Origin of the sequence: Actinomadura pelletieri DSM 43383 (assembly GCF_003634705.1) — a bacterium.
Lineage (GTDB): Bacteria > Actinomycetota > Actinomycetes > Streptosporangiales > Streptosporangiaceae > Spirillospora > Spirillospora pelletieri.
Map to the genome: position 1 here is coordinate 293,067 of NZ_RBWU01000006.1, position 23,593 is coordinate 316,659.

Below are 23,593 nucleotides of genomic sequence, written 5' to 3' on the forward strand. Positions count from 1 at the left end.
ACGGCTCATGGCGATGAGTAGGCGCGCTGCGCGACCAGTCTGGCCGGGCGACCGGGGGCACGGCATTGTCCTGGACGATTCCAGCCGCCTGTCACCCGCGTCGCCGGGTGGTTGGTGCTGCTGGTCAGTGCATGTCGGTGGTGGACTGGACGGCCGTTCGCAGGGTCGTGCGGTTCAGTAGGAGGATGGGGCCGTTCGGGTCCTTGCTGTCCCGCACCGCCACCACCCCGGCCACGTCCGCCAGTTCGACGCACTCACCGCCGTTGGGCCCGCTGTGTGTGCTCTTGCGCCACTTGACGTTTGTCAGGTCCATCTTTCCTCGATGACCTCTCGGATCAGTTCACGCGACATCTCCTGCGAGAGCGCACGAGAACGGAGCTCGAACAAGGTTCGCGCCAGGCTAGACAGATCGGCCGGGTTGTCCGTGGTGATACCTCGGATCGCTGTCTCGATGTACGCGATCTCGCTCCGATCCTCCATCGTCGCAACCACGAAAGCGCCTAAAACGCCCTCATGCTGGCCACTAGACAACACTACTTGAACCGTGACGTTGGGCAAGAAACTCAGCTCCAAGAGGTGTTGGAGTTGTTCCCGCATCGTCTCGGGCGTCCCCACAGGGGTGTGGAGCACGTGCTCGTCGAGCAGAAACGCGACGATCGGCGGAGTGGAGTCCGTGTCTGCGGTGAGAATGGTTTGGCGGCTGATGCGGGCGTCTGCGGCCTCTTGGTTGCCTCCTAACAGCGCCAATGCGTAGGCCGGGGTCTGGGCCAGCCCAGGGATCACGGAGGGTTGCCAGCAGACCAGCATGGCCGCGTCGGCCTCTACCTGTGGCCAGTCGAACCACAGCGGTACCGGGTGCCCGTCCTTGTTCAAGTCCTCCCACAAGCTGATGAGGGAGCCGCCCGCTTCCAGGTAGTCGTCCACTGCGATCACGAACGACCGTGTGGCGCGCTTCTTCCCGGTCTCGATGCGGCTGACCTGGGGGCCGCTCACCTTCGTTAGATGAGCGATGGTCTCCTGCTTGACGTCTTTGGCCTCCCTCAACCGGCGCATCTGACGGCCGAAGGCGACGAGGGCGGGCGACTCGCGGGGGCGTTGGCGTCGCGGGGGCATGGTCCTACCTCTCGGCGGAATCTGTCGAGCTCGGGGGATGAGATACCACTGCCTTCCACCTGTCAGCGGTAGGCACATCGTAACTCGAAAATGGCGCATTGTATTCCCCACGTCACACACAGTGAGGAGAAATCATGGGCGAGGCGGCCGTGGAGAACGCGATGGTGGTGAAGCAGGACCTCAGGGTGGTCGGGGAGGTGCGGCGGTTCGTGCGGCTGGTCACCGGTCAGTGGGGCATGGACGACTTCGTCCCGTGCCTGGTGGCGAGCGAGCTCGTCACCAACGCATTCCAACACGCCTCCACACCCGACGACGACGTGACCCTGCGGCTGGGCCGCACCGAGGATGGCGCGCTGTGGATGGAGGTCCAGGACCCCACCACCGATCTGCCCAACCTGCGGGAGACCGACGCGCTCAGCGAGGCGGGCCGGGGACTGCTGATCGTCGACCAGTTCTGCCGCTGCTGGGGCGTCCGTCCCCTGTCCGGCAACGCCGGCAAGGTCGTCTTCGCGGTCATCGACCCGTGAAGATCACGCGGAGGGGCGGTCGGAGGGGGCCGCCCCTCCGCGTCCCCCAACCCGGCCCCTCCGAGACGACGGGCTAGGGGATCGGGTCGAAGGGGATGCGGAGCGCGGCGATCATTTCCTGGTCCACCGGGACGTTGGAGCGCACCTCGATCGGGGAGTCGCCCGACCTGACCCAGAACCCGACGCTCAGCTTGCCGCCCTTCAGGTCCTGGAAGTTCTCGCCCTCGGCGAACTCCAGGCCGACCTCCTCGGTGTACTTCTGCCATTCCTGGTTCGGCTCCAGCTTGAACGGCTTGAAGACCTGGCGGCGCTGGAGCACCTCCTTGTCCCCGTCGAAGTTCCAGTCGAAGATCACCGAAACGCTGGCGTCGGGATCGCCGTTGGAGCGCACCCAGAAGTCGAAGGTCGTCTCGGTGTCCGGGTTGTAGGTGTCGTTCATGCCGCAGAGGGTGTACCGCACGGGACTCCACGTGCACCCCCATGTGTCGCCGACCCGCTCGAACCCCGGGCTCTTGACGGGGAAGCTCCAGACGGCGGGCTCCTCTCCCGGCTCGGGCGGCACGGGCCACGGGCTGGACTTGCTCAGATAGAACAGGTTGTTCCCGGGGCCGCCGAGGGGACGTTCCTCGCCGTCGCCGTCGCCCTCGCCCGCCGGGGGAGGCTCGGCGCCGCCGCCTTCGGGCGGGGCCGAGGACTCCTGCCGGGGCTCCTGGTCGGGTGGCGGGGCCTTGTCACCCGGGAGGCTCAGCGGGTTGCCCACCGGAACCATGGCGCCGTCCCTCGCCCGTGAACCGAACTTGGGCGTGAACGTGAACCAGGCGATGGTGAACGCGACGGCGGTCGCCACCAGCAGGCCCAGGAACCCCAGGAGCCAGCGCGGCATGACCGCCCCCTGCACGAAGACGCCCCCGACCTCGACCGGCTCGACCCCCGAGCGCAGCACGTTCAGCGTGTAGGGGTGCGACTCGCGGTGCCCGAACCAGGTGATGGCGCCCGGGGTGATCCGTCCCTGGACCCATGCGGCCCGGCCCGGTTCGATCTGCACGTGGGCCGGACGCAACTCGAAGCCGAGCCGCCCGCTGTTGTCCTTGCCGGTCAGCGACGCGGTCAACCGGGTGTTGCCGAGGTTGTCCACGGCGAACTTCGGCTTGGCCCGGAACCGGCCGCGCACGGTGTGCGGCAGCAGCTCCGCCCGCACTTCGGTGAACGGCGTGACCGTCAGGTGTCCTTCGACGACGGTCTTGCCGGCGGGCTGTTCGGTCGGCGTCACCTCCACCGCGAACGGGTGCCCGCCCGCGACCGCGTCCGGCGTCCTCGGCGGCCGAAAGGTGATCTCCGCCGTTCCGGTCGTGCCCGGGTAGAGCCGCAGCGTCCGCGGCTCCACCCGGGCCCACATGCCGGGCCCGCCGGCGACCCCGATCCGGTACTCCTCGACCAGATCGGTCGTGTTGCGCAGCTTCAACGTGACGGTCGCGGCGTCGCCGGGGTCCACGGTCGCCGACGCCGGGTCGAGAGAACTCCAAATGCTCACCGATCGGACGCTAGCCCGCCGTGAAAAGCACCGGTATGTCCCCGCGTGCACCTTCGGATGCACGCCTCCCTGCCCGTACGGCCGCGCGGTGCCCCGCCGTGCGCGCACGTGCCGTGGCCGCGTCCGTCCGGCACCCGAGTTCTGGCACCGGACGGCCGAGCGGGCGGCCGGGAGGTCCCGCGATGGTGCCCTTCCGGACCCTCCCGCTGACGCGCCCCACCCGGTAGGTGTACGACGAAACGGCAGGAAGGTGATGTTGCCATGGATCTCAGTGAACGGCGAGAGCGGTCCCGATCCCGGGCCCGTGCCCCATCGGCCACATCCGCGCGCGCGGGCGAGGAGCGGGCGAACCCCGCGATCCCCGGCCAACCTCTAGGTGTGTCCGACATGCTGGCGCTCCAGCGGTCCGCGGGCAACGCGGCCGCGTCCCAGGCGGTGGAGGGCCGGCGGCCCGGTCACGGGCCCGGGGTGACCGTGCAGCGAGTCCCGACCAGGCCGATCGGCGCCCTGCCGGACTTCCCGCGGGACTACGGCACGAGCAATCTGGCCCCGCCCGACCCGCAGGACCAGGAGAACCTGGAGAACATTTTCCCTTCGTCCGACGGCGTCTACACGCAGTTTCCCGACCCGACCACCTTGGGCTTCTCCCTCGTCCAGGGCATATCCAGAGCGTTCAAGAAGGTTTCCCGTCCCGACTCCGACGCTCCCGCCGGTTCCGCTTCCACCGCCGCCGACTGGGTGAAGGGGATCAACTCCCAGCGGGACGACCCCACGGACGCCTACCGGCGCAACTGCATCGACGCCGCGCGGAGCTTCATCGCCTCGTGGTCCGGCAACCCGACCGCGGCCGCCTCGATCGCCGGCGCCGGAGTGGAGGCCGGCGGCAACGAGCGGACGAAGGCCTGGCTGCAGACCGAATGGAAGACCGATGACGATGTGGCCGGCCCGCAGGAGCAGGTCAATGGGGTGTGGGAGGCCGTGGCGACCCGACTGAAGGAGGCGGGGCACGGCGCGTCGAGCATCGTGGTGTTCAGGCGAGTGGAGTCCCAGAATGTCCACGCCGTCTGCGGTGTCAACCACAACGACAAGGTGGTTTGGATCGACCCGCAACTCGGGCGGGTCAGCTCGAAGCCGATGTACAACGGCGACCTCTTCATGACGATCACGCTCACGCCTCAGGGAGCACCGATCGCCGCGCCTCAACCCATACGGACCGGACTGTTCTGAGCCCCGAAAGGGCCGCCGGAGGGTCGCGCGGGCAGCGGACGGTGCCCTCCGGTTGGGACGGACGGACGTTCCGGCGAGGGCGGCTGGACGGCAGGGTTTCGATGAACCCACATCCGTCCCAACCGGGGGAGTAGCTGTCAATGCCCACGTACCTGTCACCCGGCGTCTATGTCGAGGAGGTGGCCAGCGGGGCCCGCCCGATCGAAGGGGTGGGCACGGCTGTGGCGGCCTTCGTCGGATTCGCTCCCGAAGGCCCCCTGAACGAACCCGTGCTGGTCACCAACTGGTCGCAGTACGTCGCCTCGTTCGGGGACTTCACCGACGGCTACTACCTCGCCCACGCGGTGTACGGGTTCCTCAACAACGGCGGCAGCACCTGCTACGTGGTCCGCGTCGGCGGGGCGTCGCAGAACGGTGCGCGGAACGGCGCGAACGCCGGACCCAAGGAGATCGCCGCGGCGGCGCCCTCCCGGCTCGGCGGGTTCAGCGTCGCCGCGCTCCCCTCCGGCGCCGGCGGGACCGTCACCGTCGAGGTCGCCGACATCGACGGCGGCGACAAGGGCGGCGACAAGCCCGACGACCGGTTCAAGCTGATCGTCAAGGTCGACGACACGGTGGCGGAGAGCTTCAACGTGTCGACCAAGAAGAACACCCGCACCTACATCGTCACGCAGGTGAAGGAGCGTTCGAAGCTCATCACCGTGACCGAGGCGGCCTCCGGGCAGATCGCCAGGCCCGACAACCAGAGCGTGACGCTGGCCGTCCCCGCGGCGCCCGCCGCGCCGACCGCCGACGGCCAGGCGGTCACCCCCGAGCACTACCTGGGCGACGCCGCCGACCGCACCGGCTTCGGTGGGCTGGAGGCCCTCGACGCGGTCACCATGGTCGCGGCCCCGGACCTGATGAGCGCCTTCCAGCGCGGCGCCATCGACCTGGAGGGCGTCAAGGCCGTCCAGCTCGGCATGATCGCGCACTGCGAGCTGATGGGCGACCGGGTGGCCATCATCGACCCGCCACCCGGCCTGAACGCCCGGCAGATCCACGAATGGCGGCAGGAGACCGCCGGATACGACTCGCGCTACGCCGCCCTCTACTACCCGTGGATCAAGGTCTTCGACCCGTCGTCCGGGAAGACCGGGCTGATCCCGCCGAGCGGTCACCTGGCCGGCATCTGGGCCCGCAGCGACGTCGAGCGCGGCGTCCACAAGGCCCCCGCCAACGAGGTCGTCCGCGGCGCCGTGGACCTGGGCCTCCAGGTCACCAAGGGCGAGCAGGACCTGCTCAACCCGATCGGCGTGAACTGCATCCGCTCGTTCCCCGGCCGCGGTGTGCGGGTGTGGGGCGCGCGGACCCTGTCGTCCGACCCGGCCTGGCGCTACCTGAACGTCCGCCGGTATTTCAACTACCTGGAGGAGTCGATCCTGCTCGGCACCCAGTGGGTGGTGTTCGAGCCGAACGACCACGCGCTGTGGGCACGGATCCGCCGCAACATCGCCGCGTTCCTGGTGACCGAGTGGCGCGACGGCGCCCTGTTCGGCGCCAGCGAGGAGCAGGCCTTCTACGTCAAGTGCGACGAGGAGACCAACCCGCCCGAGTCGGTCGACCTGGGCCGCGTGGTCTGCGAAATCGGCGTCGCACCGGTCAAACCCGCCGAGTTCGTCGTGTTCCGGCTGGCGCAGATTTCCGGCGGCGGCGAACTAGAGGAATAAGGCATCCCCGTCAATAGACGACTTTCCCAGGTAGGAGGAGAACCATGCCATTCGAAAAGGGCGACTCTGCCGTCTCGCACAATTTCGGGATCCAGATCGACGGCGTGATGGTCGAGTACGTGCACCGGGTGACCGGGCTCGGTCAGCGGCAGGACGTGATCGAGTTCAAGCAGAACACGGCCCAGGGCGAGCCGGTCACCGCGAAGATGCCCGGCGTCCCGCAGGCGGGCGAATGCACGATCGTCCGCGCCGCGACGGGCAGTTCGGCGTTCACCGAGTGGATCAAAAAGTCGTTCGAGGGCGACATGAGCTCGGCCCGCAAGGACGCCACGATCATCATGATGGACTACCAGCAGAACCCGGTCCGCCGCTTCAACCTCCGCAACGCGTGGTGCAGCGACCAGCAGTTCGACGACCTGGAGGCCGGTGGCACCTCGCCCGTCACCGAGACGATCACCATCACGTACGAAGAGATGAAGATCGAAGAGAGCTGATGCGCCGCTCAGCCCCCCTCGTGGACACGGTCCGGATGCGGACCGAGTTCACCTTCGAACTTCCGCGCGGGTACGTGGACGACGCCGGAACCGTCCATCGCGACGGCACGATGCGCCTCGCCACGGCGAAGGACGAACTGGTCCCCCTCCAGGACGTGCGCGTCCGGGAGAACCCGCCCTACCTCTCGGTGGTGCTGCTCGCCCGGGTGATCACCCGGCTGGGGTCGCTGCCGAGCGTCCATGACGGCATCGTGGAGGGCCTGTTCGCCTCCGACCTGGCGTTCCTGCAGGACTTCTACCGGCAGATCAACACCGAGGGCCACACCCTGGCCACCGTCGACTGCCCCTCCTGCGCGGAGTCCTTCGAGGTGGACCTCGCCGGGAGCCGCCTGGGGGAATCGTGACGTACCCGCCGGAACGCCTGCACCGGGAGATCGCCTACATCGCCTACCACTTCCACTGGTCCCTCGACGAGATCATGGACCTGGAACACCCGGACCGGCGCCGGTACGTCACCCAGATCGCCTCGCTGGTGAGCGGCTGACCATGGGCATCCGTGATCTGTTCTCCCGCCGCCGCCCTCGCACGGCGGCGGGACCCGCCACCATCGAGGCCCCCGACGCCGGTTGGCGCGCCCTGCCGCCGCCGCGCCGCCCACCCTCGATGGGCACGGTCACCGACACCTCCTTCGGCGCGTCTCTGTCGACGTGGCAGAACCCCTTCCTCTCGGGGGAGATGACCCGCCAGGTGCGCCCGGACGCGCCGAGCAGCGTCGGCGAGGACCCGCCACGCCCCCGCCACGCGGGCACGTCCCCGCCCATGCCGCTGGCGTCCACCCCGGAGCCGCCCCCGGCGACCCCGCTGACCAGCGCCCGCGGGCACAGGCGTCCACCCCGCCAGACCCGCGCTTTGAAGGCCCGGCCGCCGTCCCCGCCCGCCCCACCGCCCCCCGCCGAACCCGAGCCCCCCAACGCTCCGGAACCACCGCCCGGCTCCGATGCGCCCGCGCTCCCTCCGGTGCAGCGCAAGGCCGCTCCCAGAGGCGTGCGACTTTCAGAGTCTTCGCCCGTGCAGTCCCCGGGTACTCCACCCTCTCCCGAGGTGCCCGACGTTTCGGAATCCCCGGCTGGTTCGGTTGCTCCGACGCGTCGTCCGGTGCAGCGCAAGGCCGCGCCGAAAGGCGTGCGGTCGTCGGATTCTCCGCCCGTGCAGTCGCCGGGTGCTCCACCGTCTTCCGGCGGTTCTGAGGTGTCCGGCGTTTCGGATTCTTCGTCCGGCTCCGGTGCGCCCGTGCTCCCTCCGGTGCGGCGCAAGTCCGCGTCCGAAGGTGTGCGGTCGTCGGATTCTTCGCCCGTGCAGTCCCCGGGTACTCCACCCTCTCCCGAGGTGCCCGACGTTTCGGAAGCCCCGGCTGGTTCGGTTGCTCCGACGCGTCGTCCGGTGCAGCGCAAGGCCGCGCCCGAAGGTGTGCGGTCGTCGGATTCTCCGTCCGTGCAGTCGCCGGGTGTTCCACTGTCTTCCGGCGGTTCTGAGGTGTCCGGCGTTTCGGAGTCATCGGCTGGTTCGGTTGCTCCGACGCGTCGTCCGGTGCAGCGCAAGTCCGCGCCCGAAGGTGTGCGGTCGTCGGACTCTTTGTCCGCGCACTCCCCGGGTGCTCCACCGTCGTCCGCCGGTTCTGGGGTGTCCGGCGTTTCGGATTCTTCGCCCGTGCAGTCCCCGGGTACTCCACCCTCTTCCGAGGTGCCCGATGTTTCGGAAGCCCCGGCTGGTTCGGGTGCCCCCACGCGTCGTTCAGTGCGGCGCAAGGCCGCGCCCAAACGCGTGCGGTCGTCGGATTCTCCGTCCGTGCAGTCGCCGGGTGCTCCACCGTCGTCCGCCGGTTTTGAGGTGTCCGGCGTTTCGGATTCTTCGTCCGGGTCTGGTGCGCCCGTGCTCCCTCCGGTGCGGCGCAAGGCCGCGTCCGAGGGTGTGCGGTCGTCGGATTCTTCGTCCGTGCAGTCGCCGGGTGCTTCATCGTCTTCCGGTGGTTCTGGGGTGTCCGGCGTTTCGGAGTCATCGGCTGGTTCGGTTGCCCCGACGCGTCGTCCGGTGCAGCGTAAGGCCGCGTCCGAAGGTGTGCGGTCGTCGGATTCTTCGCCCGTGCAGTCGCCGGGTGCTCCATCGTCTTCCGCCGCATCTGAGTTGCCCGACGTTCCGGGACAACCGCCCGGGTCGAGCGCCCCGGCGCGACGTCGGGTGCAGCGAAGGTCTGCCGCCGAAGGCGTGGGTCCGTGGGATTCTTCGCCCGCGCGATCCCCGGGCGCTCCTCCGGAACCGTCCGAACTGCCGGTCCAGCGCTCGACGGCGGGCGAGACGCGAGGACGCGACGCCGCGCGTCCGACGACGGGTCAGAGGTCGTCGGCGGTGCCGAACGAGGACACACCGGACCCCGCAGGGGACGACAGCCCAGCGCCCAAGGCGCCGAGGCCCGTTCGAAGTGTCGGGCTGGGTGCGCCACTGCCTGCGGCTCCGCCCACGGGCCGGCCGATTCAGCGCAGACCCACGAGTGCGTCCGAGGGCGTTCAGCCGCCGGTCGCGGACTCTGCGCGCTTTCCCGAGTCTCCGTCTTCTCCGCAGGAAGCCGCGCCGTCGTCCCGCGAGTCCACGCCGTCCAGTCCCAAGCTTACGCGGCAGGATTCGCCGCCTTCGCGTGAGGCCGCGCCGTCTTCGGGCGGGGCTGGGTCGTCGGCGCCCTCGGTTCCGAGGCCGGTTCGGCGTGCTGGGCTGGGTGCGCCGCTGTCCGCGGGTCCGTCCACGGGACGTCCCGTTCAGCGCAAGTCCTCTCCTGAGTCCGCGTCGTCTCCGCAGAAAGTCGCGCCGTCGTCACCCGCCACGCCGTCCAGCCCCAAGCCCGCGCGGTCTACGCACGAGGCCGCGCCGCCTTCGAGGGAGGCTGGGTCGTCGACGCCCACGATTCCGAGGCCTGTCCGGGGCCCTGGGCTGGGTGTGCCGCTGTCTGCGGGTCCGTCCACGGGACGTTCCGGCCAGCGCAAACCCACGAGTGCGTCCGATGGTGACCAGCCGCCGAGCACGGACTCCGCGCGCTTTCCCGAGTCCGCGTCGTCTCCGCAGGAAGGCGCACCGTCTTCGGGCGAGAGTGCGCGGCGTCCCGCGGCGTCGAGTTCTTCGAGCGGTGCTCCGCACGCCGGAGGCGGGGAGCCGCCCGTGCAGGCGCCCGGCGGGCCGGGTGTCGTCCGGCCGGTCCAGCGCACCGCTGGGCCGTCCGGCGAAGCGCATTCTGATCGCCGTCCCGCACTGCCGGGACGGTCGGAGCTTGGATCAGTGGGGGAGGACGGCGGACACGGCCTTCCCCACGTTCCAGGGGCCCCGCCCGCCGCGCGGCCGGCGCGGCGGGCGGGGCTGAACGCTCCGGTCCAGCGGTCGGACGCCGGGCGTCCGACCGGGGGTGGGAGGGCGGGGCGGAGCCAGGCCGCCCCGCCCGCCAGGACTCCCGGCGTAGAGCCGAGAGCCGAAACGTCCGAGTCAGGTGTTCCGCCGACCGCGCCCCGACAGGGTGATCGCGAAGCCCGGCGGGCGGCCCCCGCACGGCCGGTTCCTCGGCCGGGGCGAGCGGGCCCGGTTCGTCCGGTCCAGCGGTCGCAGCGCGCGGCCGCTCCGCTCGGAGCGCGGGTGGGGGCCGTTCGGGCGGCTCGACCGACCGCCATCAGACGGCCGCCGGTTCAGCGCGCCGCGGTGCCTCTGCTCACCACCGCGTCGCATGATCCGGTGAGCCGGGTCCCCGGAGTCGGATCCGCTCCGGGCGTGCCCGTCGCGAGCCCGGGGGGCTCCTCCGGGAGCTCCCTTGCTCCGGAGACCCCCGGGCTCGCACCCGACCGTCCCGTGCAACGCGCGGCGGTGCCGCCGCCGAAGCGGGAACCGGCGCCCGCGCCGACAGCGCCGCCCGTTCCGGTTCAGCGTGAGCAGGCGCCGGCGCCGCCTCCGGCGAAGGGCGGAGCCGAGCGGCCGGCGGACATGGATCTGGACGAGCTCGCCAGACGCCTGGTGGGGCCGATGTCACGGCTGCTGCGGGCCGAGTTGCGGATGGACCGGGAGCGGGTCGGGCGGTTGCGCGACCAGCGGAGCTACTGAACGGAGTGCGATGACGACGAAGAAGGACCCGGGCTCGACGGTCTTTTTCCGGCTCACCATCGACGGGCAGAGCCTGGGCAGCTTCAACGGGTGCGACGGGCTCGCCGCCCAGGTGGAGATCGAACAGCGGGAAGAGGGCGGCAACAACGGGCACGTGTGGCAGCTGCCCTCCCGCGTGCGGCACTCCAACGTCCGGCTGACCAGGCCGCTCACCGAGGAGACCACCAAGGTGATGGCCTGGATCTCGTCGGTCGCCACCGGGATCAAGCGGCCGACGGCGCAGATCGAGGCGCTGCGCGCGGACGGATCGCTGGTCGCCCGCTGGGGGTTGCTGGACGTGGTGCCGGTGAGCTGGACGGGCCCGACCCTCGACCCCAGCAGCCCGGCGGTGGCGACGGAAGTACTGGAGATCGCGCACCACGGGTTCACGAGCTGATGGCGGGCAGGACGAGCCACGTCCGGGCGACGCTCAGCATCCACAACCCGCCGGCGGGCGCCGGGACGCGTCCGGGCGGGCTGATGAGGCGGGTCAAGTTCCAGTTCAACCCGGCGCAACTGGAGCTGACCAAGTCGGCCAACTGGCAGTACACGCCCGCGGTCGCGACCCGGGCGGCGGCGAAGGTGGAGTTCCTTGGCACCAACCAGCAGACCCTCGAACTGGAGATGTTCCTCGACTCCTCCGACCGTCCCGGGCGCCCGAAGGTGCGCAAGGACGTCGAGGCGGTGCTGGCGTGCCTGCGGCCCGCGCCGTCCAGCCTGCCGGACCGCGCGTCGCCCCCGTGGGTGATCTTCGAGTGGGGCGGGTTCACCACCGTGCGGTTCGTCGCGTACGTGCGGCAGGTGAGCGCGTCGTACACGCTGTTCAGTTCGACCGGGGAGCCGGTCCGCGCGGTGTGCCGGTTGTCGCTGGAGGAGATCCCGCGGGACACGCCCGGCCAGAACCCGACGTCGGGGGCGCTGACCGCGCGCAGCGTGCACACGCTGGTGGCGGGCGACACGCTGGCGTCCCTGGCCTGGCGGGAGTACGGCGACGCGACCGCGTGGCGGGTGATCGCCGAGGCCAATGAGATCGACGACCCGATGCGGCTGGTGCCGGGGCGGGAGCTGCTGCTGCCCGCCGCCGAGGAAATGAGGGCCTGACGGTGGGGGGACAGGAGCCGGCGAGCTCGTACACCAACCAGCTCGTGGTGACCATCGACGGGCGCCCGCTGACGCCCGAACAGAAGGGAAGTCTGGTGGAGGGGTGGGTGGATTCCAGCGTGAACATGCCCGCCTCCTTCCAGTTGAGCTTCCGAGACCCGCACCAGCGGGTGCTGGGGGAGCTCAGGGTGAAGCTCGGGTCGAAGGTGGTGCTGCGCGCGATGGCCGTCGGCAAGGACGGCGGCAAGCCGCTGTTCACCGGGGAGGTCACCGCGCTGGAGGCCGACTTCGACGGCACCGGGAAGTACAGCGTGGTGCGGGGCCACGATCCGGGGCACCGGCTGCTGCGCAACCGGCGGGTCGAGGGGTACGAGAACATGACGGCGTCCGACATCGCCCGCAAGCTGGCGAGCCGGAACAAGCTGAAGGTCGGCCGGATCGACCCGACCAGGACGGTGTACGACAGGATCACCCAGCCGAACGTCACCGACTGGGACTTCCTCACGAGGCTGGCCCGCGAGAACGGCGTCGACGTCTACTTCTCCGACCAGGGGATGTTCCAGTTCGTCGAGCCGAAACCGGCGTCGGGCGCGCCGGGCAAGGGCACCAAGGCCGGGTCCAGCCCGTACGTGCTGGAGTTCGGCGTCAACCTGCTGCGCTGCCGGACCGGGGTCACCGCGTCGGACCAGGTCGACCGGGTGCGGGTGCGGGGCTGGGACGTCCGCCTGAAGAAGGGCGTGGTCGGGACCGCGACCGCCACCACGAACCCCGAACTGGCCATCGGCCTGACCGGCAAGGCCGCGACCGGGCCGTTCGGGAAGGCGGAACTCGTCGAGACCGGCGTGCCCTACGACACCTTCGCGCAGGTCCAGGAGGCCGCGAACGCGCTCGCCGCCGATGTGAGCGCCGCGTTCGCCGAGCTGGAGGCCGAGGTGCGCGGCGACCCGAAGCTGCGCCCGGGGCTGCCGGTCGCGTTGAACGGGATCGGCCGCCCGTTCGAGGGCAAGTACACCGTCACGTCCGCCCGGCACGTGTTCATGAACGGGGAGCGGTACGAGACATGGCTGACGGTGTCCGGCCGCCAGCACCGCTCGCTGTTCGGGCTGGCCTCCGGCAGCGCCGGGCCCGCCGCGCCGAAGGTCCCGGGAGTGGCGTCGGCGATCGTCACCGACATCCAGGACCCGCGGAACGAGGGCCGCGTCAAGCTGCGCTTCCCCTGGCTGGACGGGACGTACGTCAGCGACTGGGCGCGGGTCGTGCAGTTCGGCGGGGTGCGCGGCGGCGGGCTGCTCATGCCCGACGTGAACGACGAGGTGCTGGTGGCGTTCGACCGCGGCGCCCTCGACCACCCCTACGTCATCGGCGGCCTCTACAACGGCCACGACCGGCTGCCCCGGTACCAGCCGATGCCGGTGGTCGGGCCGTCCGGCAGGGTGAACTGGCGCAGCGTCGCCTCCCGCACCGGCAACCGGATCGAGCTGCTGGACGCGCCCGCCCGCCAGGGCGTCAAGATCTCCAGCGGTGACGACCGGATGACCGTCGAGATGCGGGAGACCGGCACCCGGCTCACCGTGCGGAGCGACGGCACCGTCGACATCTCCGGCACCCGGGCGGTGACGATCGACGGCTCGGTGGTGACGATCAAGGCCGCCACCCGGCTCGACCTGCGGTCGGCGAGCATCGGACTGAACGCGGCGAACATCGCGCTCAACGGCGCGAGCATCGCGCTGACCGGGGCGAACATCAGGCTCACCGGGATGGTCGAGGCCATGGGAAAGATGAACGTCACGCCGATGCTCACGATGAACAACAAGCTGGTCATGATCGTGCCGGTCTGAGCGAGGGGACGTGATGGGGGAACAGTTCGTCGGCGCGGGATGGGGATTTCCGCTGCGGGTCAGCGCGTCCGGCGGGATCGTGCTGGTCACCGGGGAACGGGAGATCGAGGAGGCGATCCGGCTGGTGCTGGCGACGGCGCCGGGCGAGCGCCCGGTCCGGCCGGAGTTCGGCTGCGCGATCCACGACCTGGTGTTCGCGCCCGCCAACGAGGAGACCGCGGGCCGTATCGCCTACGAGGTGCGCGCCAGCCTGGACCGCTGGGAGCCGCGCATCGACGTCTCCGACGTGCGGGTGAGCACGTCGCCCGACGACGGCGCGGTGCTGTTCATCGACGTCACCTACGAGATCCGCGGTACCAACAACCCGCGCAACCTGGTCTTCCCGTTCTACGTGATCCCGTCGCACGACGACCCGTCGGAACCCGGCCCGTCCCCCGAGAGCGGAACCTGATGACCCTGCCCGTGCCCAACCTCGACGACCGGCGTTTCCAGCAGTTCGTCGACGACGCCAAGCGCTACATCCAGCAGCGCTGCCCCGAGTGGACCGACCACAACGTCTCCGACCCGGGCGTGACGCTGATCGAGGCCGTCGCGCACATGGTCGACCAGCTCGTCTACCGGCTCAACCGGGTGCCGGAGAAGAACCATGTCGCGTTCCTCGACCTGCTCGGCATCACGCTGCTGCCGCCCGCCGCGGCCCGCTCGGACGTGACGTTCTGGCTGTCGGCGCCGCAGGAGCAGGACGTGCTGCTGCCCACCGGCGTGGAGGTCGCGAGCGAACGCACCGAACACGAGGAGGCCATCGTGTTCACCACCGAACGCGACCTGCGGATCGTGCCGTGCGAGTTGACGGCGATCGCCGTGCAGCCGGAGGGGAGACCCGCGGTCGACCACACCGCCGACGTCCAGGGCGGGGAGGACTTCGCCTGCTTCTCCGCCGTGCCCCGTCCGGGGGACGTGCTGGCGTTCGGGCTGTCGGCGGCGGTCCCGTCCTGCGCGGTGCTGCTCACGCTGGACAGCCGGGTCGACGGCGTCGGCGTCGACCCCCGGCAGCCGCCGCTGCGCTGGGAGGCGTGGACCGGTGAGGGCTGGCGGTGGTGCGAGGCCGAGTCCGACGGCACCGGCGGGCTGAACCGGCCTGGCGAGGTGATCCTGCACGTCCCGGACGGGCACGTGAAGTCCCGGCTGGGCACCCGGGAGGCCGCGTGGCTGCGCTGCCGGGTGACCGATCCGCAGACCGGGCAGCCGTTCTACTCGGTGTCGCCGACCGTCCGATCCGCCGAGGCCGCCACGATCGGCGGCACGACCGGCGCGATCCACGCCGAGACGATCCTGGACGAGATGCTCGGCGAGGCCGCGGGAGTGCCGGGGGAGCGGTTCCGGATCGAGCACGCCCCCGTGGTGGCCGGAGACCCGCCGCTGGTGCTGGAGTCGTCCGACGGCGACGGCTGGGAGGAATGGCAGGTCGTCGAGCATTTCTCCGCGTCCAGGCCCACCGACCCGCATTTCCGGCTCGACGCGGCGACGGGCGAGATCTCCTTCGGCCCGGCCGTCCGCACCCCGGACGGCAGGCTCCAGCAGCACGGCGCCGTCCCGACCAAGGGCGCGGTGCTGCGCGCGAGCCGCTACCGGACGGGCGGCGGTCGCGCCGGGAACGTGGCGCGCGGGGCGCTGAGCGTGCTGCGCACCTCGATCCCGTACGTCGCGCGGGTGGAGAACCGGGAGGCGGCCCGCGGCGGCGTCGACGCCGAGACGCTGGAGGAGGCCAAGGTCCGCGCCCCGATCGCGTTGCGCGCCCAGGACCGGGCGGTGACCCCCCGCGACTACGAGGAGCTGGCCCGCCGCGCCGCGCCGGACGCCGCCCGCATCCGCTGCCTGCCCGTGGACGGGTCCGGCGCGGGCGCCGTGCGCGTCCTGGTGGTGCCGCAGGCGGTCGCCGACCCGGGCGGCCGGTTGCGGTTCGAGCAGCTCGTGCCGGGCGACGACCTGCTGCGCCGGGTCACCCGGCATCTGGACGAACGCCGCCCGATCGGGATCAGGCTGGCCGTGGGCCCGCCGTTCTACCAGGGCGTCACCGTGGTCTCCACGCTGCACGCGTTCGGCGGCACCGAGGCCGAACGCGTCCGCCTCGCCGCGCTGGACGCCCTGTACGCCCACCTCGACCCGCTGACCGGCGGCGCGGACGGCCGGGGCTGGCCGTTCGGGCGGCCGCTGCAGTCGGGCGAGGTCTTCGCCGTCCTGCAGCGGGTGCCGGGGGTGGAGCTCGTCGACGAGGTGCGGCTGCACGCCGCCGACCCGCTGACCGGCAAGCGCGGCGAACCCGTCGACCGGATCGATCTGGACGCCACCGCCCTGGTGTTCTCCTACGACCACAAGCTCCGGGTGCTGGGCGGCGCGTCATGAGAGGCGCCGTCGACGGCCTGCTCTCGCCGCTTCCGCTGGGCCCGGCGCTGCCGGCGGTGTTCGCGGAGGACGACCTGATCCAGCGGTACGTGACCGGTCTCGACGACCTGTTCGCCCCGCTGCTGTCGGTGCTGGACTGCCTGGAGGCGTACTTCTCACCGGACCTCGCCCCCATGGACTTCGTCGGCTGGCTCGCCGGATGGGTCGGCGCGGAGCTGCACGGAGAGGAGTCCGAGCGGCAGGCCCGCGGCGCGGTCGCGGCGGCGACGGCGCTGCACCGGATGCGCGGCACCCGCCGCGGGCTGGCCGCCGCCGTCCGGATGGGATTCGGGGTGACGCCCGAGATCGTCGAGAGCGGCGGCGCGGCCTGGTCGGAACGGCCGCGCGGCGAGTTCCCGGGCGACCGGGAACCGCGCCTCGAAGTGTTCGTGAGGGTCCCCGACCCCTCCACGGTGGACGTGCGGAGACTGGACGCCCTCGTCGGTGCCGTCCGTCCCGCCCATGTCCCCTACGCCGTACACGTTGTGAAGAAAGGGGCCGAGCAGTGACGACGGCCGGAATCTGCGGGAACTGCGGGGCCACCCATCAGGGCGGCTCGTTCTGTGACCGATGCGGCGCGGTGCTGAGCTGGGCGAAGTCCGAGGACCCCGCCCGGCCCACCGCGTCCTCCACCCACCCCGACCCGGTACCCGGGCCGCCGCCCCCCGACCGGGTGCCCGGGCCCCCGAACCCGGCGCCCGCGCCGCCCACGGCACCGCCCCCGGTGTCCGCGGAGCCGCCGCCCACGGCGATCCCCGGGCAGGAGCCCGGGGACGTGCGGGTCTTCCCGCAGCCGGGACGGCGGCCCGCCAGGGACGAGCGGGCCCGGCGGCTGGTGATCCCGGTCGCTCCCGAGAACCCGGCCGCCGCCGCGCCCGGCCCCGCTCCCGTGCTGCCCGGCCGTCCGGAACCCGCCAGGCCGCAGGTGCGGCGCGCCGAGCGCGCCGACTGGTCCGGGGGCATCCCCTGCCCGTGGTGCGACACCCCGAACCCACCCGGCCGGAACTTCTGCCGCCAGTGCGCGATGGCGCTGTCGGCGGCGGACAAGGACGGGTACCGCACCCGCACCTGGTGGCAGCGGCTCTTCGGCGGTGACGTCCCCCGGGAGGCGCCCTGGGCGGGGGAGCGGCCGAGGCTGCGCCGCGGTGGCCGTGCCCGCCTGCTGTCCTGGGCCGCGCTGGTCCTGCTCGCCGTGCCGCTGGTCTGGACGGCGGCGGTGAAGACCGACGACGCGGTCAACGGGGTCGTCGACCATTTCGTCAAGCGGGCGCCCGCGCCGACGAGCGCGGCGAAGGCGTCGCACACCGACCCCAAGCACGGGCCCAAGTTCGCGTTCGACGCGCTCAAGAACACCTTCTGGGGCACCGGTCACGGCGGCAGCGGGCAGAACATCTTCCTGGAGGCGACGTTCGCGCAGCCCCGCCGCCTGCTCAACGTGATCATCACTTCGGGGATGTCGACGCAGCCGGACAAGTACGCCACGCAGGCCCGTCCGCAGAGCCTGCACGCGACCGTGTTCTCCTCCGACGGCAGCAGCAGGACCACGACGCTGCACCTCGACGACGTCCCAGGGCCACAGAAGCTCAAACTTCGCGGTGACAACGTCGTCCGGGTCCGGCTGACGATCCGTTCCGCCTACGGCGTCGCGGACGACCGGCAGGTCTGCATAGCCGAGGTCGAGTTCTTCACCCGGTCCACCGCCAAGACGCTCTGACCCCGAGGGGAGGACGGTCACCCGGGGTCGTGTCTCGTCGACGGCCGGACCGTCGCGTTCCCCGGCACCTGCGGGCGGCCGGCACCGATGATCGAGGACGTGTCGTTCGGCCTGAAGACCGGTGACACGCCGGGCACCGTCCGGGTCGACGGCGCCGACCATCCGAAGGGTCGGTCATCGCCTCATGAGCCGGACGGAATGTAGGTCCAGGCGTTGGTGTGGGTCTCCTTGACGTCCACGCAGGTCGCGGTGAAGTCCTTCGAGTCGATCAGGCGGTATCCGGTGGCGGTCTGGTAGACCGAATCGGAGATGATCAGCCCGAAGTCGGCGCTGCTCTCCTCCAGCTGTCGCTTGAAGGTGTCCGCCTCCAGGAGGCGGAAGAGCAGGTTGACGGCCTTCCCGGACACGCCGTAGGGGTCCTGGTGCACATAGCCGTCGGTGAGCGCCATGCGTAGCTGGAGCTCGTGTTGCGGATCGATGACGCACCGGTTGTGGAGCCTGATTCCGGTGAGGGTCTCTTGCAGGAGGGGCGTCAGCAGCGTTTCCAGGCCCGCCGAATTGAGGACCATCAAGATGCCGTCGCCGCGATCCTCGTGCCGGATCGTGCGCCAGGGGACACCGGCCGCCTCGCACGCGTTCTTCGTGATCCTGTACAGGGCCTGACGGAGGACGATCTTCGCGGCCTCGTCGCGCCGGGAGAATCCGGGGATGTCGTTGGCGGCCAGCAGGCGATGGCGCGGCTTGGCCTCGGTGCGGTTCTCGATCAAAGGGCACCTGCTGTTTTCGTGATGGGTTCGGCGAACGGGTCGTCCCAGAACTCGACCAGTTCCTCGGCGCTGAGCTCGTGCAGAACCGGCCGGCGGTCGATGAGCCGGCCCGTCCTGAGCATCCATACGGTCGTCAATGCCATCGCCAGCGCGGACTCGTCCGGGCACCGGGGGCCGGTGTCGTCGGCGGGCACCTCGTTCTCCCGGTCGAACACGCGATTACCGCACGGTCGTGAACGAGACCGGAAGGCGCAATGGGCCGCGCGACGAACGGTGGTCCTGAATGGCAGCAACGAATTTCTCCAGCATGGTCTTGCCCATCGGGAGTTCAGCGACGCGACGAACTATTCCGTGCCGTTCGCGGCCGTCGCCCATGCTTCACCGACAATGGGCGATCGGCGAACGAAAAAATATGTCCGGGAACGGCGGTGAACGTCGGCGAACGCCGGTGAACGATCGCGTACGCCCGCGGACGAACGACAACGCCGCTGCCTTGTAGTGATATGTCCGTATGTGTGCGCCGTGCCGGAGTCGGTGGACGCGAACCGGCCCGTCAGCGCGGCTCGTCGCCCTCCGCCGCGATGGGGACCGCCCTGAGAGCGGCCTGCTGGACGCAGGACAGGAAGAACTCCAGCGCCGCCTCATGCCCGCAGCCCTCGGCCCGGCGGGCCAGCTCCTTGGCGCGGGCACGGGCATCGTGGACGTCGATGCTCCGGCCGGGTTCGGGGACCAGGCCGGCCGCCGCCGGATGCCGGGCGGCGGTGGCGCTGACCAGCCAGGCCTGGGCCCGCGCGCAGTGATCTGGGTCGAGGGCGAGAGCGACGGCGAGCTGGTAGAGGGCCTCGGGGTCCCCGATCCTGGCGTGCTCGGCGAGGACGAGGCCGTAGTCGCCATGGGCGACGAGCGCGGCCGACTCGTCGGGCGTCAGATGCACCGGATCGGTGTGACGGGTGGTGCCCGGCGGAACCGGCGGCGACGCCGTCGGCATCACCGCCAGCCGGCTCCCGCCTTCCACCGGGCCGGGAGGGACGACGGGTGCGGTGGCGCCACCGCTGCCGGAGGGTTCGGCCGTGCCGGTGGCGGTCGAGGAGGTGCCGGCGTCCTGCCGTCCGCCGTGCCGGGGGAGCGGCGGCTCGGGCCGGTTCTGCCGCTTGGCCTGGCGGAGCCGCGCCTGCCAGGCCTCCAGAATGCATTCCCAGTCGTGCGGGGTGCCGGTCTCCGGGTCGGATCTGATGCTGCCGTTCTCCACCGCGCAACGCAGATGGCCGAGTATGAGCGCCGCGGTTATCCCGGCGGCGGGCAGGGTGCCCTTGGAGCCGGTGAAGAACTGGCTCATGGCCGATTTCGACAGGGTGCGCGGCACGCTCTTGCGGCCATGCTTGAGGGGAAATAACTGTTCCAGTCGCGCGACGTTGTCGAGGACGCTGGAGGAGTCGGGCTTACCACAGTCGGCGCGGAACTGCCGGAAATCCTCGAAGATGTCCTCATGACCTGCGGGATAAAATGGCCGGTGAGTCATGTCGTCCCGATCGATAGCACTGTCGTATCGCCTGGTGGGTTCCGCCGCCGGGCGGAAGTCACATGGTGAGGGTCACCGTGTTACGCGGAGCGCTCAGCACAGGTGGGCGGTACGACCGCCCCTACGGGTTTCACGGTGCGGCGCACTGCGCACGTCGTGGGCGTGACCAACCGAGTCAACACGCCTCCCTCACCATCCGGCTACGACCGACCGATCGGACACCGCTCATGGGTGCCGCCGGGACTTCGCGGTCGGACGCGTCCGCGTGGACCGCTGACCCCCACCCTGACATGGGGTGAGGCGTGACGTCTGTGCCATATGACACCTTACGATGTCATTTGATCACAGCGTGTCGATCATTTGGCCCAGGACGACCGGGGTGCGTTCGGGGGGTAGGGCCTGCGTCCCCAGGAGGTTCATGACGTGACGGTAGAAGTCGCCGTCACCGGGTCGGCGCGGATACACGGCGCTGCCGAGCTGCTCCAGGAAGACGAGATCGGCCAGTTCGGACTCGCGCCACCGCAGCAGGGCGATCGGTCCGGCGAGCGCCGGATGGCCCCCATGGGCGAACGGCAGGATCTGGACGGTGATGTGCGGTAGTACGCACATGTCGCGCACATGCTTCAGTTGGGCGCGCATCGTTCTCGTCCCGCCCACGGGCCGGCGCAGTGCCGCCTCGTCGATGACCGCCCAGAGCCGGGTGGGCGGATCCTGATGAAGGATCCGCTGGCGTCGTATCCGCAACCGCACCCGGGACTCGATCTGCCCCTCGTCGGCCCCGCCGGACAGCAGCCTGATCTGGGCGCGTGCGTACTCCGGAGTCTGGAGCAGGTCCGGAACCGCCTGGACGCTGTAGGTCCGAACGATCGCCGCCGTCTGTTCGGCGCCCAGGTACGGCAGGAACCATGCGGGGATCACCGGGCGGAAGGGCTGCCACCAGCCGGGACGATGCGTCTGGCGAGCCATCTCCACCAGGGCGACGCGGGTGCCGTGCTGCTCGACCTCGTAGAGGTCGCACAGCGCCACCACGTCGACGAGCCGGGAGCCGGTCAGGCCCAGTTCCATGCTCACCAGCCGGGCCTCGGAGCCGACCACCTCGGCCGCGTGGAGCCGGTCCAGCCCGCGCTGCTTGCGCAGCCGCCGCAGCCGGGCCCCGAGCAGCAGCCGCGGCATCGTCGGCCCCGGAGCCTTGTCGGCGCTCATCTGATCCGACAGTTGGGTGATGAGCAGGCCCCCCGGCGCCACGGTCACTCGTCCTCCCTCGCACATGCCACCACGGCCGCGTCGGCGGCGCGCCGCCACCCCTTCCCACGTTTCGCGTGCGGTGCGGGACGCGTGATTTTCATTCCCGGCCGTACCGGTTCGCGCCCCTCCCTCCAGCGCCATAGAAGTACAACCCGCGAAACCGTCCCGGACGGTTTTACGGCCGGGGGATGAATACCATCAGGCATCTTTCTCCCCGCCGGAGGCCTCATGCTTACCGAGTTCTCGATCACCGACCGGTCAGGTTCCGCATGACCTGCCGATGATGGCCTGCCCACGCCGTTGTGTGCAAGGAACCACCAAGGCCATAAGGGGCCAAGGAAAATGTCATCCGACGTCGTGACGACCAGATCAGGGTTTACGTGCCACCCCGCAGTACTGGTCGGACTCGGCCGGTTCACCGAACGGCAGCGCCTCGGGACGCCAGCGCGTGCACGACACGACTCCGGGCTCGACCAATTCCAGCCCCGTGAACAGGGCCTTGATCCGCGCCGGGCTGCGGTGGATTCCCGGTGGCTTCCCGAACCGGTTCCATTGGCGGATCGCCTCGGCCATCCTCTCTCCGGTGACCTCGATCGTGGGGTGGGCGATGGCCAGGTGGCTGCCCGGCGCCGTCTCGTCCATCAGCCGACCGATGATCCGGTGGGCCTCCCGGTCGTCGGTGATGTGCCACACCACGCCCAGCATGGTGACCGCCACGGGCCGGGAGAAGTCCAGGGTGTCGCGCGCGCCCCGCAGGATCGTCTCCGGGTCGTACATGTCGGCGTCGAGGTAGGCGGTCTCTCCCTGGGCGGTGCTGGTCAGCAGTGCCCGCGCGTGCGCGAGGACCAGGGGGTCGTTGTCGACGTAGACGATTCGCGATTCGGGAGCGAGACGTTGCGCCACCTCATGGGTGTTGTCGACCGTCGGCAGGCCCGTTCCGATATCAAGGAACTGCCGAACTCCCTGCCCGATGAAGTACTCGACCACCCGCTTCAGGAACCGGCGATCCGCGCGGGCCTGTTCGACGATGTCGGGAAGCACTTCGGCGATCTGGTCGCCCAACCGGCGATCGACGGGATAGTTCTCCTTACCGCCCAGCCAGTAATCCCATATCCTCGCCGAATGTGACACCGATGTGTCGATGCTCGGGGTCGACTGTAAATCTGGTGCACGTGATTCGTCCACGACGAACGTCCTCCGCTGCCACCGAGTGCGCCTCATCGTATATCTTTACCGGCGGGAACTGAACCCCTCGCCGTGGAAATCTGTTCCGAGCATCACCGATGGTGAACAATCGCACCATTATCCAACGATGTCGGTTCGTCAGATTGCTCATTCGGCATAACGTCTCGCACACGTTCAACTACCGACACCGTGGTAGGCCGCCGTCCCGCGTACCCGTGGGGGGAGCGGGCGACCACGTCGGCGGCGGCGCGAGCCGTGATCCGGGCCCGGCGGTCGCTACGGAAAGTGGCAGGAAACAGGCCGGGGCGTGACGGCGTTCGCGTGGTTCCGCCCCGCCGGGGTCCAGCGCGGCGGGGCGGTGTCCTCGGAGGGTTCTACGACGCGGGTTCGTTGTCGCCCGACTTGTAGATCGGGCTCAACGACAGGGCGCTGAAACGGAACGGGCGGTCGACACGGTTGAACCCGAGCGGGCAGTGCTTGACGCCCGCGGGGATGTAGACCGAGCCGCTCGTCGTGATGGTGTGCCGGACGCCCTCGATGTCGAGGTAGATCTCCGCTCCCAGGTCGTCCACGTTGTCGGGGTCGTTGCCGTGCCAGATCAGGACCTCGTCATAGTCGTGCACGTGCTCCTTGACCCAGAGCACGGGACTGTCGCACTCCTTGATCCACGTATAGGTCAGATGGATCTTGCTTTCCGGCACCTCCTGCGCCCGCATGAGGGCGAGGGCCTCGCCCACGTTGTCCGGTTCGTCGACACCGGCGGCCTCGCCCTCGTTGACGAGGTCGTTGAGGCAGTTCTGCATCTTCCTGACGAAGAGATGCTCGTACGGACTGGGCATCGGCCCCCACCTTCCCGCGGAAGTCTGTGGCGAAATGTCGCGAGCGTAACAGTCCTGGTGACAGCCGTACCGGCCCGCCACGCTCGACTTCGTTCCTCGTTCGCGCGAGTGACATTGCGGAAGCGCCCGGTCCGGCCTTCCTACCCCCTGCGGAGAAAGGCCGGACCGGACAGGC

22 protein-coding genes are annotated in these 23,593 nt (G+C 70.4%); 13 read left to right on the plus strand and 9 right to left on the minus strand.

Annotated features, from left to right (window positions below):
• Positions 1–124 precede the first annotated feature (124 nt).
• Positions 125–313: a DUF397 domain-containing protein gene (locus tag BZB76_RS26620; protein ID WP_121437160.1), complete on the minus strand. Its 189-nt coding sequence runs from the start codon at positions 311–313 to the stop codon at positions 125–127.
• Positions 304–1,212: a Scr1 family TA system antitoxin-like transcriptional regulator gene (locus tag BZB76_RS26625; protein WP_121437161.1), complete on the minus strand. Its 909-nt coding sequence runs from the start codon at positions 1,210–1,212 to the stop codon at positions 304–306. The genes BZB76_RS26620 and BZB76_RS26625 overlap by 10 nt, the downstream gene beginning before the upstream one ends.
• A 35-nt stretch (positions 1,213–1,247) precedes the next feature.
• On the opposite strand from BZB76_RS26625, the gene BZB76_RS26630 reads away from it, so the two are divergent.
• Positions 1,248–1,640: an ATP-binding protein gene (locus tag BZB76_RS26630; RefSeq protein ID WP_211343201.1), complete on the plus strand. Its 393-nt coding sequence runs from the start codon at positions 1,248–1,250 to the stop codon at positions 1,638–1,640.
• Between the two features lie 73 nt (positions 1,641–1,713).
• Here the strand turns inward: BZB76_RS26630 and BZB76_RS26635 are convergent, their stop codons facing one another.
• On the minus strand, positions 1,714–3,171 hold the full coding sequence (locus BZB76_RS26635; RefSeq protein ID WP_147449552.1) for a COG1470 family protein: 1,458 nt from the start codon (positions 3,169–3,171) through the stop codon (positions 1,714–1,716).
• Between the two features lie 387 nt (positions 3,172–3,558).
• On the opposite strand from BZB76_RS26635, the gene BZB76_RS26640 reads away from it, so the two are divergent.
• The 12 genes from BZB76_RS26640 (at position 3,559) to BZB76_RS26695 (ending at position 17,863) form a co-directional block, all read left to right on the plus strand.
• Entirely contained in the window at positions 3,559–4,398 is an 840-nt protein-coding gene (locus BZB76_RS26640; RefSeq protein WP_246007267.1) for a toxin glutamine deamidase domain-containing protein, read from the plus strand.
• Between the two features lie 140 nt (positions 4,399–4,538).
• Positions 4,539–6,107 carry a phage tail sheath family protein gene (locus tag BZB76_RS26645; protein ID WP_121437164.1) on the plus strand — a complete coding sequence of 523 codons (1,569 nt, stop codon included), beginning with the start codon at positions 4,539–4,541 and terminating at the stop codon, positions 6,105–6,107.
• A gap of 44 nt (positions 6,108–6,151) precedes the next feature.
• A complete protein-coding gene (locus tag BZB76_RS26650; RefSeq protein WP_121437165.1) occupies positions 6,152–6,601 on the plus strand; it encodes a phage tail protein in 450 nt (149 codons plus the stop codon).
• Positions 6,601–7,005, plus strand: coding sequence for a hypothetical protein (locus tag BZB76_RS26655; RefSeq protein ID WP_211343202.1), 405 nt, complete (start codon positions 6,601–6,603; stop codon positions 7,003–7,005). The genes BZB76_RS26650 and BZB76_RS26655 overlap by 1 nt, the downstream gene beginning before the upstream one ends.
• Entirely contained in the window at positions 7,002–7,145 is a 144-nt protein-coding gene (locus BZB76_RS34955) for a DUF6760 family protein (protein WP_170180762.1), read from the plus strand. The genes BZB76_RS26655 and BZB76_RS34955 overlap by 4 nt, the downstream gene beginning before the upstream one ends.
• A gap of 3,594 nt (positions 7,146–10,739) precedes the next feature.
• A complete protein-coding gene (locus BZB76_RS26660; RefSeq protein ID WP_121437166.1) occupies positions 10,740–11,165 on the plus strand; it encodes a phage tail protein in 426 nt (141 codons plus the stop codon).
• Entirely contained in the window at positions 11,165–11,869 is a 705-nt protein-coding gene (locus BZB76_RS26665) for a CIS tube protein (protein ID WP_117401291.1), read from the plus strand. The genes BZB76_RS26660 and BZB76_RS26665 overlap by 1 nt, the downstream gene beginning before the upstream one ends.
• A 2-nt stretch (positions 11,870–11,871) precedes the next feature.
• Positions 11,872–13,707 (plus strand): VgrG-related protein, encoded by a 1,836-nt coding sequence (locus BZB76_RS26670; RefSeq protein ID WP_121437167.1) that lies wholly within the window; start codon positions 11,872–11,874, stop codon positions 13,705–13,707.
• A gap of 13 nt (positions 13,708–13,720) precedes the next feature.
• Complete coding sequence (locus BZB76_RS26675) at positions 13,721–14,158, plus strand: GPW/gp25 family protein (protein ID WP_121437168.1); 438 nt, start codon at positions 13,721–13,723, stop codon at positions 14,156–14,158.
• Complete coding sequence (locus BZB76_RS26680) at positions 14,158–16,110, plus strand: putative baseplate assembly protein (RefSeq protein WP_121437169.1); 1,953 nt, start codon at positions 14,158–14,160, stop codon at positions 16,108–16,110. The genes BZB76_RS26675 and BZB76_RS26680 overlap by 1 nt, the downstream gene beginning before the upstream one ends.
• Positions 16,107–16,658 (plus strand): phage tail protein, encoded by a 552-nt coding sequence (locus tag BZB76_RS26685; RefSeq protein ID WP_121437170.1) that lies wholly within the window; start codon positions 16,107–16,109, stop codon positions 16,656–16,658. Before BZB76_RS26680 ends, BZB76_RS26685 begins: the two co-directional genes overlap by 4 nt.
• Entirely contained in the window at positions 16,655–17,863 is a 1,209-nt protein-coding gene (locus tag BZB76_RS26695; RefSeq protein ID WP_147449554.1) for an NADase-type glycan-binding domain-containing protein, read from the plus strand. The genes BZB76_RS26685 and BZB76_RS26695 overlap by 4 nt, the downstream gene beginning before the upstream one ends.
• A 182-nt stretch (positions 17,864–18,045) precedes the next feature.
• Here BZB76_RS26695 and BZB76_RS26700 read toward each other — a convergent pair whose 3' ends face one another.
• The 6 genes from BZB76_RS26700 to BZB76_RS26725 all read right to left on the minus strand — a co-directional run bounded on the left by BZB76_RS26700 (position 18,046) and on the right by BZB76_RS26725 (position 23,418).
• Positions 18,046–18,630, minus strand: coding sequence for a hypothetical protein (locus tag BZB76_RS26700; protein WP_121437173.1), 585 nt, complete (start codon positions 18,628–18,630; stop codon positions 18,046–18,048).
• Complete coding sequence (locus BZB76_RS26705) at positions 18,627–18,845, minus strand: hypothetical protein (RefSeq protein WP_121437174.1); 219 nt, start codon at positions 18,843–18,845, stop codon at positions 18,627–18,629. Before BZB76_RS26705 ends, BZB76_RS26700 begins: the two co-directional genes overlap by 4 nt.
• Before the next feature lie 338 nt (positions 18,846–19,183).
• Positions 19,184–20,149 (minus strand): hypothetical protein, encoded by a 966-nt coding sequence (locus BZB76_RS26710; RefSeq protein ID WP_147449555.1) that lies wholly within the window; start codon positions 20,147–20,149, stop codon positions 19,184–19,186.
• Between the two features lie 342 nt (positions 20,150–20,491).
• Positions 20,492–21,400 carry a DUF5753 domain-containing protein gene (locus tag BZB76_RS26715; protein WP_246007223.1) on the minus strand — a complete coding sequence of 303 codons (909 nt, stop codon included), beginning with the start codon at positions 21,398–21,400 and terminating at the stop codon, positions 20,492–20,494.
• A 363-nt stretch (positions 21,401–21,763) separates the two neighbouring features.
• Positions 21,764–22,579, minus strand: coding sequence for an SAM-dependent methyltransferase (locus BZB76_RS26720; protein ID WP_246007224.1), 816 nt, complete (start codon positions 22,577–22,579; stop codon positions 21,764–21,766).
• A gap of 374 nt (positions 22,580–22,953) precedes the next feature.
• Positions 22,954–23,418 carry a hypothetical protein gene (locus BZB76_RS26725; protein WP_121437177.1) on the minus strand — a complete coding sequence of 155 codons (465 nt, stop codon included), beginning with the start codon at positions 23,416–23,418 and terminating at the stop codon, positions 22,954–22,956.
• Between the last annotated feature and the right edge of the window lie 175 nt (positions 23,419–23,593).